The sequence below is a fragment of the Kibdelosporangium philippinense genome (assembly GCF_021390435.2).
In the GTDB taxonomy this organism is placed as follows: domain Bacteria; phylum Actinomycetota; class Actinomycetes; order Mycobacteriales; family Pseudonocardiaceae; genus Kibdelosporangium; species Kibdelosporangium philippinense.
The window spans coordinates 3367089-3384013 of sequence record NZ_JAJVCN010000001.1; the positions used below are offsets into that span (position 1 = coordinate 3367089).

The following is a 16925-nucleotide window of genomic DNA, read 5'->3' on the forward strand; positions in this document are numbered from 1 at the left end:
CTCGGCCAATGGCCGCGATTTCCCCACCGGTTCGTTCATACTCCGTTCATGTTCGCGTCATCTAATAAGGCCAGGCGCGAAACAAATGAGAGGACCGAGGCAAGCATGGACACCACCACGCATTCCATCGAAGCCACCGCCGGCCGGACCGACACTCATCTCGACCAAGTCGAAGACCGCCTGATCAACCGCTATGAGAAGACCGTGCCACCCGAACAGGTACGCCAGACCATGCGTGCCGAGGCACACCGTTTCGACGACGCACCCGTCAAGTCGTTCGTGCCGATCCTGGTCGAACGCGCGGTCCGCGCCCGCCTCGACCGCCCCGCTTAGCCGACGAAAGCCCGGCTCCGACGGGAGGCCGGAGTCGGGCTTCAGGTTTGAATGTCCGCTCGCCTGATCGAGGAAGGCCTCTGATCATCGAAGATTCGCCGTGGCGCGAACGCGATGAGGCGGTTGCCCACTGGCATCCCTTGGCTGCCACCATGCGCATCTTCACCAGCTGGGACTGTCTGGACGTAGTAGTGCAGCCACTCGGGAGGACTCCCCACCGGTATGCCGTCAAATTGGGGCCGGGGTATCGATCGGGGAGGTTCAGAGTGAACATCGGCATGCTGCTGGAGGCGGCCACTTCCGAGGTCGTCGTGATGAGCAGCCTTTCCTGCGACAGACACGACCCGATCAGCTCCGCGCGGCTGGCCCAGCATGTTCGGCCGGGCGTGCGGTATCGGGTTTTGGTGCCCGACTGGGCCAGAGTCATGCCGGTTCTGGGAGCGCTCACACTCGCCGACGCCATCGTGCGGACTGTGCCGCACGTGCCGTCCGACGCCCTTGTGGTTGACCGTCACACCGTTCTGGTTCCCGCTGATCAGGCCAGGTTGGCTGTGTTCCAGTTGCCCGCTGTCGTCACGACGACGTTGGAACTGTTCGAGCAGATCTGGCCGCGCGCGGTCCCGTTGTTCACCTCCGACCTTCCCGATTCTGCTGAACTGACCGTGCGGCAACGGGAAATCCTCACTCTGTTGTGGGAAGGGCATACTGACGAGTCCGCCGCGGCGCGTTTGGAGATCTCGGTGCGGACTGTGCGCCGGTCGGTTGCCGAGATCATGTCCCGGCTCGGTGCGCGTAGCCGGTTTCAGGCGGGTGCCAAGGCTGCCGATCGTGGTTGGCTGCTTGCTGACGCGAGCTGATTCGTCCACAAGGGAGTTTTCATCTTCCGTTGGTTGATATTGGGCATCGGGTCCACTTAGGTGTTACTTGGCTGGCGCACTCTTGGGGTGGCTTCGAGAGGTAAGCGCCGTGGATCTCACCGAACTGGCCGATCTCGCCCACACCCGACGCGTCAGCCTGTACCGCTTGCGCCCGAGCGAAGATCTCACCGAGATGTGCTCGGATCGCGTGATCCAGGACGACCACGAGTTCATCACCCTGCGAGTGTTCGTCGGCGGCCTGCCCGCACTGCTGGTCGCCGGTCTGCCCGAAGACGATCCGGCCGAGTGGGGCGCGATGGTACGCAGCCTCACCCGCGTGGACATCGACTTCCGCACCAGGACCGCGTCCGCGGCGTTGATCATCCGCAGCGGTGCCGAGGTGTACGCGGTCACGTTCGGCCAAGGCTGGCGGTTGATCCGGGAAAGCCGTATCGACAGGGACTTCGGGCTGCAGTTCGCGGTACGTGTGCTCGATCCCGACGAGATCCGCCAGATCACCCGCTGGGCATTGAGTGCTCAAGCGCGCGTGGATCGCAGTTCGGTTCCCGGCGGCCAAGGTTTGTGGGCGTTCGGTCTACGCGAGCACGCCGAACTCGTCCGGCAACTGACCGGCTACGTCCGCGCCGAACTGCCTGTGGAACTCACGCATCTGCGCCGAATGCGTAACCGCGCGAAGTTCCGGCTGCGCCTGGAGTTCGGTGACGGTGTTCGGATGCCGTTGAGCAGTGACGGCGCCGGGATGGCGGCCGATCTGGCCGAGATCACCAGGATTCTGCGCGACAACACCATCGATCCGCGCCTGCAGCCGCTGACGTGGGTCCGGCGCATCTCCTCGCGCGACGAACGCCGGGCCGCGCTTGACCGCGCCGTGCTGGATCTGCTGGCTGGACGCGGCGAAGGTGAAGTGGGCATCGCGTATCCAGCGCGATATTACGAAGGTCCGGCCGTGGACCATTTCAGGGGCCGGATCAACGGAACCGAGATCAACACACCGGATCTGACGCTCGCAGATCTCACCCGGCCGCTGTTGGATCCGCTGTCCACCGGACGGCTGGACGCATTGAGGTAATCTCACCAAGATTCTGGTTCGTTTGTTGAGCCGCGAAGCTGCTCGGACGAGCGCTGGTCGATGTGCTGGGGAGTGGTGAGACCCGGGGAAAGATGGGCGGGGAGCCCTTGGTAGAACTGGATTGCGAAGATCAAGTCCGGACCAGAAGGCTCCCCGTGATTGCGTATCGTGCCATGCTCGATGTCCCGCGTGAACTGGCCCTCTACCTCAGCCGGCTGCTGCACGCCGAACGCCGCCGACGCGGCACCCGCAAGAACAGCAGGGCGTTGACCTGCTTTCGCCACGCGGTGCTGGGCCTGCGCTGGTTCCGGCAGAACACCGACGTCCCCGCCCTGGCTCGCGATCACGGCATCTCCCGCGCCACCGGCTACCGCTACTTGGATGAGGTCGTCATCGTGCTCGCCGAGCAGGCGCCGGACCTGCATGAGGCCCTGCAGCGGGCCAAGGATGAGGGCACGGCCTACGTGATCCTCGATGGAAAGGTCTTCTCCGCCGATCGCTGTAGCGAGAAAACGTTGAGCGTGAAAGGCGAGCCGATCGACCTGTGGTACTCCGGCAAAGCCCGCGAGCACGGCGGCAACATCCAAGCGCTGTGCGCGCCGGACGGTTTTCCGTGGTGGGTCTCGGATGTCGAGCCCGGTTCACTCCATGACTTGACCGTGGCGCGCGAGCATGTGCTGGGTGCGCTGTACTGGGCCGCCTCGCACCTTGATCTGCCGACGCTGGCCGATGGCGGCTACGACGGTGCCGGCATCGGCGTGCACACCCCGGTCAAACAGCCTGCCGATGGCCAGGTCCTCGACGTGGACACCCGCACACGCAACGCTCTGCTGCGTGGCCTGCGGTGTCTGGGCGAACGTGGTTTCGCCCTACTCACCGGACGCTGGCGCAGCCTGCGGCATCTCACCGCCAGCCCCAGCAAGATCGGCGACATCGTCAAAGCCGCCCTTGTCCTCACGCATTTCGAACACGGCAAGATCGCGTGAAAGTCGCTGAGATCACCTCATTGCGGGCCGGTCGGATCGGTGGTTACGACGAGCAAGGGCAGACCGTCGGCGGAGACGTCCCCGCGCTGCATTGGATCGCCGCCGAGGTGGCGTACGGGGAAACACGCTGCGTGTTGCTCGACGGCGACTGGTACGAATTGGGCGACGAATATATCCGGCACGTCCAAGCCGTGACCGAACGTGCATTTGCACATGCGCCGGAATGGGCGCTGCCCGCGTGGAACGACTCAAGCTGCGAGCCGTCTCCGAATGAGGACACCTACAACCGATATGTCGCCAGGATGGACCCGAGGTTTCTGTTGATGGACAAGAACCTGGTGTTCACCAGAGCGCATCGGCGCGGTTTCGAGGCATGCGATCTGCTCGGCCCGGACAACGAGTTGGTGCATGTCAAACGTACTAGCGCGCGAACTGGGTCATCCCCGCTGAGTCATTTGTTCGCACAGGGACTCGTTGCCGCCGAAACACTCACCGACCCGCGAGCATGGCAGGACTTCACCGCCCTTGTCGCCGACCGGTCGCCGGAAAGAGCGGCCCGTCTCGGGCATCGGCCGTCGGCTATCGTCTACGCGATTCACCGGTCGGATCGGGCCCTGACTCCAGATACCTTGTTCACGTTCGCAAGGTCTGCCTTGGTATCCGCGTGGGTAACGCTAACGACGTATGGAATCCCTGTGTACGTGCACGTTATCCCCTGATGTCGGCGAGAATAACTCTGCCAATTCGCCCGATCGGCCTAAGTTAGTGGCATTGTTACGCCACCAGTGTCACGCGGCCCGTTGACGATTCCACCGAGTGAAGAGGCGGCACAGCCGCAGGGCTGAGGGAAATCGGCCGGCCGGGCCCGATCGCCGAGTGGACACCAATAGCGATACACCGCGTGAATGTCTAGGCTTGCTGGCGACCGCTCGCTCCCGTTTACCGACACCGTGAGGGCATCGCAGCATGGAGGCACTACCGGCGTTCTCGCACGATGAGCCCCTCACCCGCCGGGATCTGGAGTCGATCACCGATGAACGTCACCGCTACGAACTAGTCGACGGAACTCTGATCATGAGCCCGTCACCGCGTCCGTTGCACCAGCGAGCGGTCGCTCGGCTGCTGGCGGCGTTGACGAAAGTGTGCCCGGCAGGCTGTGAGGCACTGCCTGCTCCCGTGGACGTGTGGATCACCGACGACACCGTGCTGATCCCGGACGTTGTGGTCGGCAGGCGTGAGGCGTTCACCGAACGCGCCCTGATCGGCGCCCCGGAACTGGTGGTCGAGGTGATGTCACCGTCCAGCGAGCACATCGACCGCTTCCTCAAACCGGCCCGGCTGGCCACAGCGGGCTGTCCGTACTACTGGCTGATCGACCCCCGCGAACCGAGCATCGCCTGTTATGCCCTGCGCAACGGCGGTTACACGCTCGCCGCCGAAGCGCGCGGCACGGACCAGATCCACCTCACCGAGCCGTATCAGATGACGTTGGTCCCCGAAGATCTAGTCACGCCCTACTGACAAGAGGTTGAGATTCGGGCCGCCATCCGGCCCAAAGACCCACCGAACGGAGGAACCGCCCTGGCGGAGGCCGCCGTACGGCACGCGATCGCGGTGAAGTTGATGGCGGGAATGATCGATCAGGCTTGACCTTGCTCGGCGATCGAGGCCCTGACCTCGTCCATGTCGAGGTCCTTCACCTTGCCGATCAGCTCAGCCAACGCGGGCGCTGGCAGCGCGCCTGGCTGCGCGTACACGACCACGCCGTCCTTGACCGCCATCAGCGTGGGAATCGACGAGATGCCGAACGCCTGAGCCAGTGCGACCTGGGCCTCGGTATCGACCGTGCCGAAGGTGATGTCCTCGTGTTCCTCGGAGGCACTCTCATAGACGGGAGCGAACTGGCGGCACGGGCCGCACCAGGACGCCCAGAAGTCGACGAGCACCGTGCCCGGTGCACTCACGACCTCGTTGAAGTTCTCCTCGGTCAGTTCCACGGTCGCCAACGCGATCTCCTTCTATTCGGACCCTCACCAACACAACACGACCACGGCCCGCAATGTTCCTCAGACCTCCGCGACCACGCAGTAGCGCTCGTCGCTGATGTCGCGTCCCCACAGGTCAGCGTCGGAAAGTGGCTCGACACGAAGCTCAGTGACGAGCGGCCGCACCGTGGCGGTCAGTTCGTTGGCCGTGATCCCGGTTGTCCCCCATCGACCTTCGATCAACACCAGTCGGCCACGGCAGTGCCCGATCCAGTGCCGCAGGGCCGCCTCGGGATCAGGCAGCGTCCAGACCAGGTGCCGGACCACGACCACATCGACCTCGTGCTCGATCCGTACATCGGTGGCGTCGGCGACCGTGAAGCGCGCGTCCCGCCCGGCGAGTTTCTGCCGCGCGATCTCGATCATTTTCGGCGAGAGGTCGACGCCGGTGACACGGTGACCAAGCTCGGTCATCAGCAACGTCAACGAGCCTGTGCCGCAGCCGACGTCCAGGATGTCGGACGGCTCAGCGGGCAGCCATGACTCGAACCGTGTTCTCCAGGCCTCGCGAACCCGCGGATCACGCAGTCCATGGTCGGCTTCGTCGTCGAAGGAAACCGCGGCAGCATCCCAGAAATCGGATATCGACATGCGGCCGATTCTTCCGCAGCAACGTGACTTCGTTCAGCCGGTCACCTGGGCGTAGGTCTTGTACTCCTGGAACTCCTCGAGTCCGCGCAGGCCGTTGAGCCTGCCGAGCCCGCTTTGCTTGAAACCGCCCTCTTCGAACTGGTCAACCACCAGTGCCCAGGTATTCGTCCAGACCGTGCCAGCGCGCAGTTGCCGTCCGACACGTCGTGGACGGTCGATGTCGCGCGACCAGATCGAGGCCGACAGGCCATACTGCGTGGCGTTGGCCAGCCGGACGGCATCGGCCTCGGTGTCGAACAGTTCCAATGTGGCCACCGGGCCGAAGACCTCCTGCTGCACGATCGGCGTCGCCGGATCGTCGACCTCGATCAGCGAGGGGTGGTAGAAGGCATCGCCGACGGTCCCGCCCCGGACCACGATCTTCGCGTAGCTCGCAGCCTCGTCGACCAAGTCGTTGACCCGGCGCGCACTGGCCGCGTCGATCATCGGGCCCATTTGACTTTCCGGATCGTCGCCAGGGCCGACACGTACCGCGGTGAGCGAAGTGGACAGTCGTTGACGCAGTTCGTCCGCGATGCCTCGCTGGGCGAGGATCCTGCTTCCGGTCATGCAGAACTGCCCGGCGAAGGTCGTCACAGCCGCGGTCAGGACAGGAACCACGGCGTCAAGGTCGGCGTCATCGAACACGATCATCGGTGTCTTGCCACCAAGTTCGAGGGACACACGCTTGAGCGTGTCGCTCGCGTTGGCCATGATCAACCGCCCGACCTTCGTGCTGCCGGTGTAACTGATGGCGTCGACGTCCGGTGCCGCGACAAGGGATCGTGCGACGTCATCGCCGGATTCGGTCAACGAGTTGAGCACGCCGGGCGGCAGGCCGATCACGTCGGTGTAGATCTCGTGCAGGATTCCGTTGACCAGTCCGGTCTGGCCGGGCATTTTGACGACCGCGGTGCAGCCGGCGGCCAGTGCCGGTGCGATGGATCGGATTGCCAGCACCACGGGCGAATTCCATGGCACGATCATCCCGGCGACCCCGATCGGCTCCGGCACCGAACTCATCTGGACCCCACGCGAGACCTCGGCCGCGCGGCCGCTTTCGGTGAGGGCGAGAGCGGCGTAGTAGCGCAGCTTCGGGGCCGTGAGACTGAGCTCAAAACCCGCCTCAGCGAGGATCTTGCCGTTTTCCCTTGCGAGCATGGTGATCAGGTCGTTGGTACGCCGCTCGACCTCATCGGCCAGCGCGTTCAGTACCCGGTGGCGCAGTACCCGGTCCCGGGACCAGTCCGACTCGACGAACGCGGCGCGCGCCGCCGCGATGGCCTGTGCCGCCTGACCGACATCGGCATCGGCGAAGTGGCCGAGTATCGAGTTGTCGGCAGGGCTGGTCGAGGCACTCGTGCGGTCCGACGACACGAGTTCGCCCTCGATGAAGTGCCGGGCCTCGGCTGATGTCGTCAACTTCCTCGCCGCCTATGGTCGCAGGGTTCGATGGGACAAGCATGCTTTGCTTCCCGCTCTGAGGTACGCTCTTTTCTGTTATGCAGAACAAACCTCCGTACCCCGTCAATTCGGTCGACCACGCGCTGCACCTGGCGACCCTGCTGCAGCAGGAAGGTCCGCTGCGTGTCCGCGACGCCGCCGGCCGCATCGGCGTGTCACCGTCCACCGCGCACCGACTGCTCGCGATGCTCGTCTACCGGGGCTTCGCCGAACAGCGTCCCGATCGGCGCTACCAGGCCGGGGATATCCTGCGCCCGGCCGCGCCTTCCCTCGCGCCCGTGGCACTGCTGCGCCAGGTGGCCCTGCCGCACATGCAGGAACTCGTCGACCGTGTCCAGGAATCGGTCAATCTCATGGTCGTCGCCGCTACCGAGGCCCGGTTCGTCGCCAGCGTCGAATGCACCCAGGTACTGCGAGTCGGCAGCCGTGTCGGGCGCACCCTGCCCGCGCATTTGTCCTCAGGGGGCAAGGCCATCCTCGCCGCACTGCCCGTCGACCAGATCACGACGCTCTACAGTGGATCAGACGATGTCGGCCTTCCTCGGCTGCAGCGAGAACTCTCGCTGGTGCGCAAGCGTGGTTTCGCCATCAACGACCAGCGCACCGAGGCCGGGCTGACCGCGATCGGTGTTGTCGTGCGGGATTTCGCCCGAGCTCCGGTCGCCGCCGTGGCGATCGCGATGCCGACCGTCCGATTCCATCGTGATCGGGTGCCCAGCTTGGTCAGCGCCCTTGGCGCCACCGTCGCGGCCGTCGAGCAGGATCTGCAACTGCACGGTTGACGACTGTTCCGCACAGCAGAAAATGTTCTACCGCCTGGCGGGAGATCGGGCAGGCTTGCGATATCACTCCGCACGTCTCGTCTCGGGAAGCGCAGGCATGACTACACTTTCCTCACCCGTTAAGATCACAGCGACCGACGCGCCGGACCAACCCGTCCAAACACCGGAGTTGGCGGCGCTGTACCAGAGGTTCGAGGCTGAACTGCTCGTACCGCTCTGGACAGAGATCGGTGAACTGATGCCACCCATGCCGTCGTCCAACGCACTGCCGCACCGGTGGCAGTGGAAACAGTTGCTGCCGATGGCCGAGCAAGCCGGGCATCTCGTACCCATCGGCCGTGGCGGCGAACGTCGCGCTATCGCGCTGGCCAATCCCGGCCTCGGCGGGCGTCCATTCGCAACACCGACGCTGTGGGCCGCGATCCAGTATCTCAACCCGCGCGAAGACGCGCCGGTGCACCGGCACACCCAGAACGCCTTCCGTTTCGTGGTGGAAGGCGAAGGCGTGTGGACAGTCGTCAACGGTGACCCGGTCGCCATGCGCCGCGGCGACTTCCTGCCACAGGCCGGATGGAACTGGCACGGGCACCACAACATCAGCGACGGCCCAATGGCCTGGATCGACGGCCTGGACATCCCCTTCCAGCACTACACCGACTCGACGTTCTTCGAGTTCGGACCGGACGAAGTGGACACTCGGGACGCCCCAGACCGGTCAAGGGCCGAGCGGCTGTGGGGACACCCCGGGCTGCGTCCACTGACCCACCTGACACCGACACCGGCCACACCGCTGCTCGCATACCGTTGGGAGCACACGGATCGAGCACTGTCCGAGCAGCTCGCGCTCGAAGCCGAGGGCTACCCGGCCACGACCGAGCCTGGTCACGCTGCCGTGCGGTACACCAATCCCACGACTGGTGGCGACGTCCTGCCGACGGTCCGTACCGAGTTCCACCGGCTGGCCCCAGACACGCGGACATCCACGCAGCGTGAGGTTGGCTCGTCGGTCTACCAGGTATTCGACGGAGCGGGCGAGATCACCGTCGGCTCAGTGCGCTGGACTGTCGAACGCGGCGACCTGATCGCAGTCCCGTCCTGGCACGCCATGAGCCTCGCCACCGACACCGGGATGGACCTGTTCCGGTTCAGCGACACCCCGATCTTCGAACGTCTACACCTGGACCGTGTCGTGCGGGAAGGAGCCGTGACGTGAAGCTCGCGACTCTGCGTATGGATGATGGGCTGCATGTCGCACGCGTGCACGGTGACGGGTACGTGGATCTCGGCAAGGGCGATGTCGGCGAGCTGCTGGCCGATCCGGATTGGCGGTCACGTGCCGCAGCCGGTGGAACCTACGTCGAGCGCCGTCCGGGAGACCTCGCGCCCGTGATCCCGCGACCGGGCAAGATCGTGTGTGTCGGATTGAACTACCGCACGCACATTGCCGAGATGAAACGGGAGGTTCCTCGTCACCCTGCCTTGTTCGCGAAGTTCCCAGAGGTCCTAATAGGACCGTACGACGTGCTGACGCTGCCGCCAGAATCGGCGGCAGTGGACTGGGAAGCCGAACTCGTCGTTGTCATCGGCCAGCGGGTACGGCGGGCCGACAAGGCATCGGCACAGGCCGCCATCGCCGGATACACGATCATGAACGACGTGTCCATGCGGGACTGGCAGTTCCGCACCTCGGAATGGTTGCAGGGAAAGACATGGGAGGCGACCACTCCCCTCGGTCCGTATCTGGTCACCCCGGACGAACTCGCACCCGACGCCACCATCCAGTGCACTGTGGACGAAGAGCGTATGCAGCACTCGACCGTCGACGACCTGCTGTTCGGGCCGGTCGATCTGGTCGAGTACATCTCGGCGATGGTCACGCTCAACCCAGGTGACCTGATCGCCACCGGCACCACCGGCGGCGTGGGGCATGCCCGGACTCCCCCGCGATACCTGCGGGACGGGCAGACGTTGGTCACCGAGATCTACGGTATCGGCGCGATGGCCAACCAGGTGCGATGCGAAACGACGTGACCGACGCCATCCGGTGGATGACCGACGGGCACGCGTACTTCCTCTCCCGCCTGGCATCGGCCAGCGACGACGACCTGATCGGCGCCAGCCGACTGCCCGGTTGGTCCGGCAGACATGTGCTCTCCCACGTCGGCCACAACGCCCGCGCGTTGGGACGACTGGCCCATTGGGCGGCGACCGGAGAACGTACGCCGATGTATCCCGACCCTCAGGCTCGAATTGACGAGATCGAGTCCGGCGCACAATGGCCAGTTCGTTACCTGCGTGAATTCGTTGACGTGGAACAGAACAAGCTGGCCGAGGCCTTGGCCAGCCTGACTGATGCGATGTGGCACGCCGAAGTCGTCACGGCACAAGGCCGCGTAGTTCCCGCAAGTACCGTCCCGTGGTTACGCAGCCGTGAAGTGTGGGTGCACGCGTGCGATCTGCCTTCAGGCGGAGATTTCGCGCACTTTCCCGCAGACTTCCTCGATGCCCTGATCGACGACGCGCTCGCCCGTCGTGCCGCCCAGTCGGTCGTGGTGAACGTGTCCTCACGCGATCGAACAACAGAATTCGCACGATGGCTCACCGGACGCGGCGAAGCCCCACGCACGAACTCACCGTTGCCAGATCTTCCACCGTGGCTGTAACCCACAAAGAAATGAGTATCGAGATGTCATCCGCCGACACGGCCACCCACCCCACTGTCGACGTTCGCGTCTACGACGCTGGCCTGTTGCTGCTTCGCTTGGGAATAGGTCTTCTCATGGCGGCACACGGGGCACAGCACCTGTTCGGCTGGTTCGGCGGACTCGGTCTTGACGGGACGGCGGCCTACTTCACCTCAAGCGGCTATCCGATGGGCGGGGTGATGGCTGTCGTCGCAGGCGTCAGCGAGCTACTCGGCGGGCTGGGTCTCGCGTTGGGGCTGCTGACGCCACTGTCGGCGGCCGCGATCCTCGGAACCATGATCAACGCCGTCGCCGTGTCGTGGGAAGGCGAAGTGCTCAACCCGTCTGGTGTCGAGCACGAGCTGCTGCTCGCTCTCGGCGCGGCGGCCCTTGCGCTGACCGGGCCTGGCCGGATCGCGGCAGACCGTTTCCTTCCCGGAGTTCGCCTGCATCGCATCGAGTACGGGCTGGCCGCCGTGGTTCTGGGGGCGCTGACCGCGCTGGCGGTGCTGTTGGTACGCAACTGACTGGCAATGCCAAGATCCACGAGAGCGCTTGAACACCACCATTCAGCCAGCCAGATGGGCACGGACCTGTTCGGCGTCCGGATGGCCCAGCTCTTCCAGGATCTCCAGCGCCTGACGCCATGCGGCCCGAGCCGACTCGACCTCGCCGAGCGCTTGATACGCCTCACCGATGTGCGTATACGTGTACGCCACAAGGGACAGATCGTTGATGTCCTGGTACAGCCGCAACGCCCGTTCATACCACTGGATCGCCTCGATGTCCTTGCCCAGGTGGTGGTACGCGTATCCGACGCTGTCCACAGCGGACGCCTCGCCGTTGCGGTTGCCGAGCTGTTCCTGCATCGACACGGCACGTTCGCATTCGATCAGGGCCTTGGTGTAGTCGCCGGACAGGATGTACGTCCAGCCGACTTCATTGTGGACAGTCGCCTGGCCGCTCCTATCCATTGTGGATTCATAACAGGACAGTGCGACCGTGTAGTGCTGTAGCGCGTCCGAGTACCTGGTTCGCCGGTTGGCGAGGAAAGCCTGGTTCCGGTTGGTGACAGCGATGCCATCCAAGTCCCGGAGTTCCTCGAACAAGGCGAGCGCCGAGGCCAGGTTCGAGTCGGCCTCCTCGTAGGAATCCGATCTCCCCAACGCAAATCCGAGCGCGCGTTGAGCGCGGGCGCGTCCAGGGTCATCGGTCGCGGTCGCCAACGCGTCACGTTGCAAGGCGACCTGATCGCGCCATCTTCCTTGCCGGTCAAGGAAGATCTCCAGTGCGGCGGCGATGGCACCATGCGTCTGCCCGGCGATCGCCAGCAGCACTGGCAACTCTGTCCGCAGCCACGATTCGGCTTGCTGGTTGGCGGCGAACTGCATGACCGTCACCTCGGCGCCGGGTGGTTGCAGCCTTGTGTGGCTTCGATACCAGTACGGATACAGCAGCGTTGCCGCGGCACGAGCTGAATGGAGGTAGTGCCGGACCAGCCGGGACTTCGCCTCCGCCGCTTCATCCGCGGCCACCAGTTCGGCGGCGTGAACGCGCACGAGGTCGTGGAAGGTATACCGGCCCGGGAGTTGCTCGTTGATCAGATGTGCGCGGGACAGTTCGGCCAGCAACGCAGTCGCCCGGTTGCTGGGCAGCGCGGCGATGCTGGCCGCGGCCGCGCCGGAGATGAACCCACTGGGATGCACTGACAGCAGCCGGTACATCCGGGCCGCGGCAGGACTGACCGCTTGATACGACCACGAGAAGACCGCGTACACGCTGCCGTCCAGCGCGGCCAGCCGGTCGGCGCCCAGTTGCTTGGCGATCTCCGAGAGTGGCAGGTCCGGTGTCGCGGCCGCACGCGCCGCGACGACACTCAGCGCGAGCGGGAGATATCCACAGTGGACGATGATTTCCGTCGCGGCAGCTGGTTCCGCGGCCACCCGTGCGGCACCGATCAGACGCGCCAGCAGTTCACGAGACTCGTCCAAAGAGGGCAGTCCGAGCACGACAGGATGCGCGCCATTCCTCGCGACCAGTCCAAGAAGCCGGTCCCGGCTTGTCACGATCACCGTCGCGTCGGGCGTCCCCGGCAACAACGGGCCCGCGTGTTCCGAATCGCGCGCGTCATCAATCAAAACAAGGACGCGTTTGCCTGAAAGCATGCTGCGATACAACGCGGTCCGGCCATCGATTCCATCCGGCACCCGTTGCGGCGGAACCCCCATGGCCTCCAACAGCGTGCCGAGTGCGTCATTGGTACTCAGTACGTCGCCAGAACCGTAGCCACGCATGTGGACGTACAACAAACCGTCCGGGAAACGATCAGCGATCATGTGTGCAAAATGGACGGCCAATGTGGTCTTACCGACTCCCGCCATTCCGGAAATCGCAACACAGGTCATGCCCGGCGTCCCAGCCTTGAGCAGCGCCATCGTTTTGGCCAATTCACCCGCGCGGCCAGTGAACGATGGCAGATCCGCTGGCAATTGCGCTGGGATGGCACGATGTTGCCGCAATGCCCGACGCAATTCGGGCCCTGGATCCACTCCCAGCGTATCCGCCAGCCGGGCACGCGTGGACTCGTACACGTCGCGAGCCTCGGGCTGCTGGCCGGTCGCGGCCAACGCGGTGATCAGCTTGGCGTGCAGTCTCTCGTCCAACGGATGGTCCCGTGCCGCTTGCCTGAGCAGCGGCAGCACCTCACTTGCTGAACCGGTGTCAACCGCTTCGCCAAGTACAGCAAGGTATTCCTGCGTGACAGCTTCGAATTCGGGGCGCCCACGGACGTTCTTGGGCAGATCGGACGCGATCGGCCCACGCCACAACGCCAATGCCTCGACAACCGCGCCAGCCGCCCGCAACTGCCGAAAGCGCACCAGATCCAGCGTGTCCGCGTCGACAACCAGCCGATATCCACCGGAACTCGGCAGCAGCAGCCGTCCAGCGGCCCTGGCCGGCAGGCTCGGATCGGTCAACCGCCGCAACGCACCCACCGATCGGTGGACGATGTTCATGGCTGTCCGAGGCGGATCGTCGCCCCACAAGGCGTTGATGATCTCGGTCATCGTCACCGGCTGACCGGCATGGACGAGCAGGATGCCAAGCAGCGACACCTGCGTCGGCGGGCCCGCGTCCACTTCGGCGCCGTCCAGCCAGATCCTGACTGGACCGAGGATCTCGAACCGTGCGCGCACGACGGTCAGGGTCGCATGATCCGGCGCGGCGCGCGGAACGAGTCCGTCGCTGCCGAATAAGGAAATATTCGTTCAGCTGCTGAAAACACAGTTGAACAAAAGCATGGAATCCGCACATCGTGTTCGGTGGAATATGTCGATGTATAACTGCGGAACTTTGCCGGTTGTACGGTCACAGACAGTTGATCTTGACGTGGCCAGCGGTATAAGTACGATGGAATGCGTCGCCACACCGTTGGCGAAATACCGAAGCAGAAACCTTGTACTGAGGTCCGACGCTGTTCACCGTCAGCCGCCAATCTGTCACGGTGTCAGCGATTCACCATGCTTGGAAACGACGACATGCCACAATCTGACAGCTATCTTTACCGCGCCACTTCGGATATCCCGTATTTCAGCTCGGACGCCGACACATATCTCGCCAAGACGCCGTTGCGCGATGTGCACAAAACACAGCCACTGCGTGTGCTGTCCGAAGAGGACTTCGCGCAGTGGCAGACGTACGGCTACGTCGTGGTCGAACAGGCCATTCCGCATGCCAAAGAGCTGCTGGACTTCGCGTGGGAGTTCCAGGGCCTCGACCCGAAGCGGCCGGAGACCTGGTACCCGGAGCGCGAGTTCCGCGACGACCTTGAGCGTGACCTGTACGTCTACGGGTTCGTCGAGGCATACCAGCACCAGCTGATCTGGGACAGCCGCCAGAACCAGCGGGTGTACGACGCATTCGTCGACGTGTGGGACTGCGAGGAGCTCTGGGTCACGCTCGACCGGCTCAACCTCAACCCGCCGAACGTCGGCAACCGCTCCCGTTCGCTCATCCCGGCGACCGAGAAGGGTTTCGACATCGACCTGCACTGGGACGTCGACAGCACGCTCAGCGTTCTGCCGCAACGGGTCCAGGGCATCATCGCGCTGACCGACACGACCGAGGACGAGGGCGGCTTCCAGTGCTGCCCGGAGCTGTTCCGCCAGTTCGACAAGTGGAAGGTCAGCCAGCCGGCCGACCGCGACCCGATCCGTCCCAAGATCGACCGCACCGAGCTCCCGGTCATCCGGCCGCAGCTCAAAGCGGGCGACATGCTGATCTGGAACGGCATGGTCGCGCACGGCGTCGCTCCGAACCTGTCCAAGGACGGTGTGCGCTCGGTGCAGTACCTGTCCATGATGCCCGCGCTGGAATCCCACGAAGAGCTGGTCAAGTCCCGGGTCAACTCGTGGCGCACGCTCAGCACGCCGGAGTGGAACAAGACCTTGGTCGGCGACCCGATCAGGCACGAGGCCCTGCGCTACCCGGCAGCCGAGCTGACCGGACTCGGCCGCAGGCTGCTCGGCCTTGACTCGTGGAAAGACAAAGCCGGTGCCGCGATCGGAGACTCGGCATGCGCCGCATCTGCCTGACGCTACCGACCAACCGGGCCTGCTCGGTCACGCTGAAAGCCGTGGCCGAGGAGGCCGCGTACGCGGCGAAGAACTTCGACGTCGAGGTGGTCCTGCTGGTCCTGGATTCGTCCAGTGAGCAGCATCGCGCCGAGCACGCCGAACTGCTCGCCGGTCTGCCCAAGACGCCCGGTGTCGTGCCGCTGCACATGGATGAGGCCGAGCAGCGGGTGTTCCTGCAGCAGTCGATCGAGCTGGCTGACCTGGCCAAGCCCGATCTCGTGCTCGACCTCATGCTGCCGGACGCGGTGTCCTACGGCGCCTGCACCAACCGCGCGTTCCTGATCGCCAGTGCGCTCGGCTGCGACTCCGTGCACCGCAGGGATTCCGATCTGCACTACCAGGTGAAGGATGGCGAGCAGGCCTTCCCGATCCACCACGAGCTCACGTCGATCGGCAAGCGTGCCGGGGACGCGAAGCCCGGTGTGTCCGCAGTGGCGCTCGACGAGTCCGATGAGGACAAGCCGGTTGTGCTGGTGGGTGGCTCGTTCATCGGCGACCTGTCGGTGGACATCAGCGAGATCCAGGAGCTCGACCCGGCCCTGTACCACGACGTCGTCAGCCTGTGGGCGCACAGCGGCGCGACCGAAGCCGAGAAGCGCGACCTGGTCGAGGAGTCCTTCAAGGGAGCGGGCACCGAACCGTTCACTGAGGACCACTCGATAATCACGATCGTCGATCCAATGCGGATCGACATGAGCAACATCGCCTTCCACCGTGTGCAGGAACAGGTTCCGTTGCCGCCAGCGCGGGACACCATTGGCAGTGACTACTTCCACTTCCACCTGATCCACGATTCGCGGCTGCCAGGCGTGCTGCACAACCGGCACATCGTGAACTTCCACACCGGCGAACGCAAGACCGACGCCGGGTTCGCGGCCTACCAGCTGCGGTTCGCGAAGTTCTTCCTGTCGATGTTGTACTTCCACCACATCTACCAGCGGATGGCCGAACTGGGCCAGTCGCTGCTCGACGAGCGATACGACGTCAAAGCGTCCGTCATCGCCGATCTGGCCAGGGAAAGCACATCGCTGGCCAAGGACGAGAACACCGCACGGCTCGACACGATCGACCGTGCCTACCGCGAACTGGGCGGGCGGTACGCCACGTTCGCCGAATCCCTTGTACCGCAGCGAGACCGGCTGCTCGCCGACGCGCAGCAGGACATCGAGGACTTCGCTCTGCTCATCGAGGTGTGGGCGCCGTTGGTGCGGGCGAGCGAGTCCACCGACCTGGCCAATGCGTGGCGCTAGGGCGTGTTTCGAATGTCCCGGTCGATGAGAGCCGGGATCGGGGCGGTTCCTGGCGACGCCGCGGCGACGCCGCGAATACTGGTTGTCTTTGGGCGTTGCCGCGGTGGCGTCAGGGGCCGCATCCGGCCCGGCTATCGCGATCGGGCATTTGAAACACGACCTAGGCA

The 16925-nt window shown here is 64.7% G+C and carries 17 protein-coding genes; 13 read left to right on the forward strand and 4 right to left on the reverse strand.

The genetic code is table 11. From position 1 onward, the window contains the following. Positions 1-105 precede the first annotated feature (105 nt). The 6 genes from LWC34_RS15570 to LWC34_RS15595 all read left to right on the forward strand — a co-directional run bounded on the left by LWC34_RS15570 (position 106) and on the right by LWC34_RS15595 (position 4787). The gene (locus LWC34_RS15570; RefSeq protein WP_233725776.1) at positions 106-333 is read left to right on the forward strand and encodes a three-helix bundle dimerization domain-containing protein; all 228 of its coding nucleotides are present in this window, start codon (positions 106-108) and stop codon (positions 331-333) included. A gap of 266 nt (positions 334-599) precedes the next feature. Next, entirely contained in the window at positions 600-1190 is a 591-nt protein-coding gene (locus LWC34_RS15575; RefSeq protein ID WP_233725777.1) for a helix-turn-helix transcriptional regulator, read from the forward strand. A gap of 109 nt (positions 1191-1299) precedes the next feature. Next, positions 1300-2280, forward strand: coding sequence for a DUF6119 family protein (locus tag LWC34_RS15580; RefSeq protein WP_233725778.1), 981 nt, complete (start codon positions 1300-1302; stop codon positions 2278-2280). Between the two features lie 155 nt (positions 2281-2435). Beyond that, positions 2436-3266 (forward strand): transposase family protein, encoded by an 831-nt coding sequence (locus tag LWC34_RS15585; RefSeq protein ID WP_233722715.1) that lies wholly within the window; start codon positions 2436-2438, stop codon positions 3264-3266. After that, complete coding sequence (locus LWC34_RS15590; protein ID WP_233725779.1) at positions 3263-3985, forward strand: DUF6119 family protein; 723 nt, start codon at positions 3263-3265, stop codon at positions 3983-3985. Before LWC34_RS15585 ends, LWC34_RS15590 begins: the two co-directional genes overlap by 4 nt. Before the next feature lie 247 nt (positions 3986-4232). Then, positions 4233-4787, forward strand: a complete 555-nt coding sequence (locus tag LWC34_RS15595; RefSeq protein ID WP_233725780.1) for a Uma2 family endonuclease — start codon at positions 4233-4235, stop codon at positions 4785-4787. Between the two features lie 119 nt (positions 4788-4906). Here LWC34_RS15595 and trxA read toward each other — a convergent pair whose 3' ends face one another. The 3 genes from trxA to LWC34_RS15610 are packed head-to-tail and all read right to left on the reverse strand — an operon-like array spanning position 4907 to position 7363. Beyond that, on the reverse strand, positions 4907-5272 hold the full coding sequence (gene trxA / locus LWC34_RS15600; RefSeq protein WP_233725781.1) for a thioredoxin: 366 nt from the start codon (positions 5270-5272) through the stop codon (positions 4907-4909). Between the two features lie 60 nt (positions 5273-5332). Then, positions 5333-5902 carry a class I SAM-dependent methyltransferase gene (locus tag LWC34_RS15605; protein ID WP_233725782.1) on the reverse strand — a complete coding sequence of 190 codons (570 nt, stop codon included), beginning with the start codon at positions 5900-5902 and terminating at the stop codon, positions 5333-5335. Between the two features lie 33 nt (positions 5903-5935). Continuing rightward, complete coding sequence (locus LWC34_RS15610; protein ID WP_233725783.1) at positions 5936-7363, reverse strand: aldehyde dehydrogenase family protein; 1428 nt, start codon at positions 7361-7363, stop codon at positions 5936-5938. 80 nt (positions 7364-7443) lie between these two features. Here LWC34_RS15610 and LWC34_RS15615 point away from each other — a divergent pair, with 80 nt between their 5' ends. The 5 genes from LWC34_RS15615 (at position 7444) to LWC34_RS15635 (ending at position 11398) form a co-directional block, all read left to right on the forward strand. Further along, positions 7444-8187 (forward strand): IclR family transcriptional regulator, encoded by a 744-nt coding sequence (locus tag LWC34_RS15615; RefSeq protein ID WP_233725784.1) that lies wholly within the window; start codon positions 7444-7446, stop codon positions 8185-8187. A gap of 97 nt (positions 8188-8284) precedes the next feature. Then, entirely contained in the window at positions 8285-9400 is a 1116-nt protein-coding gene (locus tag LWC34_RS15620) for a cupin domain-containing protein (protein ID WP_233725785.1), read from the forward strand. After that, a complete protein-coding gene (locus LWC34_RS15625) occupies positions 9397-10218 on the forward strand; it encodes a fumarylacetoacetate hydrolase family protein (RefSeq protein WP_233725786.1) in 822 nt (273 codons plus the stop codon). The genes LWC34_RS15620 and LWC34_RS15625 overlap by 4 nt, the downstream gene beginning before the upstream one ends. Then, positions 10203-10850: a maleylpyruvate isomerase family mycothiol-dependent enzyme gene (locus tag LWC34_RS15630; RefSeq protein WP_233725787.1), complete on the forward strand. Its 648-nt coding sequence runs from the start codon at positions 10203-10205 to the stop codon at positions 10848-10850. Before LWC34_RS15625 ends, LWC34_RS15630 begins: the two co-directional genes overlap by 16 nt. Before the next feature lie 11 nt (positions 10851-10861). Further along, a complete protein-coding gene (locus LWC34_RS15635) occupies positions 10862-11398 on the forward strand; it encodes a DoxX family protein (protein WP_233725788.1) in 537 nt (178 codons plus the stop codon). A 42-nt stretch (positions 11399-11440) separates the two neighbouring features. Here LWC34_RS15635 and LWC34_RS15640 read toward each other — a convergent pair whose 3' ends face one another. Continuing rightward, entirely contained in the window at positions 11441-14068 is a 2628-nt protein-coding gene (locus LWC34_RS15640) for an AfsR/SARP family transcriptional regulator (RefSeq protein ID WP_233725789.1), read from the reverse strand. 342 nt (positions 14069-14410) lie between these two features. Between LWC34_RS15640 and LWC34_RS15645 the strand changes: the two genes are divergently transcribed. Both LWC34_RS15645 and LWC34_RS15650 read left to right on the forward strand, forming a co-directional pair. Further along, positions 14411-15466, forward strand: coding sequence for a phytanoyl-CoA dioxygenase family protein (locus LWC34_RS15645; protein WP_250109442.1), 1056 nt, complete (start codon positions 14411-14413; stop codon positions 15464-15466). Next, complete coding sequence (locus LWC34_RS15650; RefSeq protein ID WP_233725791.1) at positions 15448-16758, forward strand: DUF6271 family protein; 1311 nt, start codon at positions 15448-15450, stop codon at positions 16756-16758. The genes LWC34_RS15645 and LWC34_RS15650 overlap by 19 nt, the downstream gene beginning before the upstream one ends. Positions 16759-16925 lie beyond the last annotated feature (167 nt).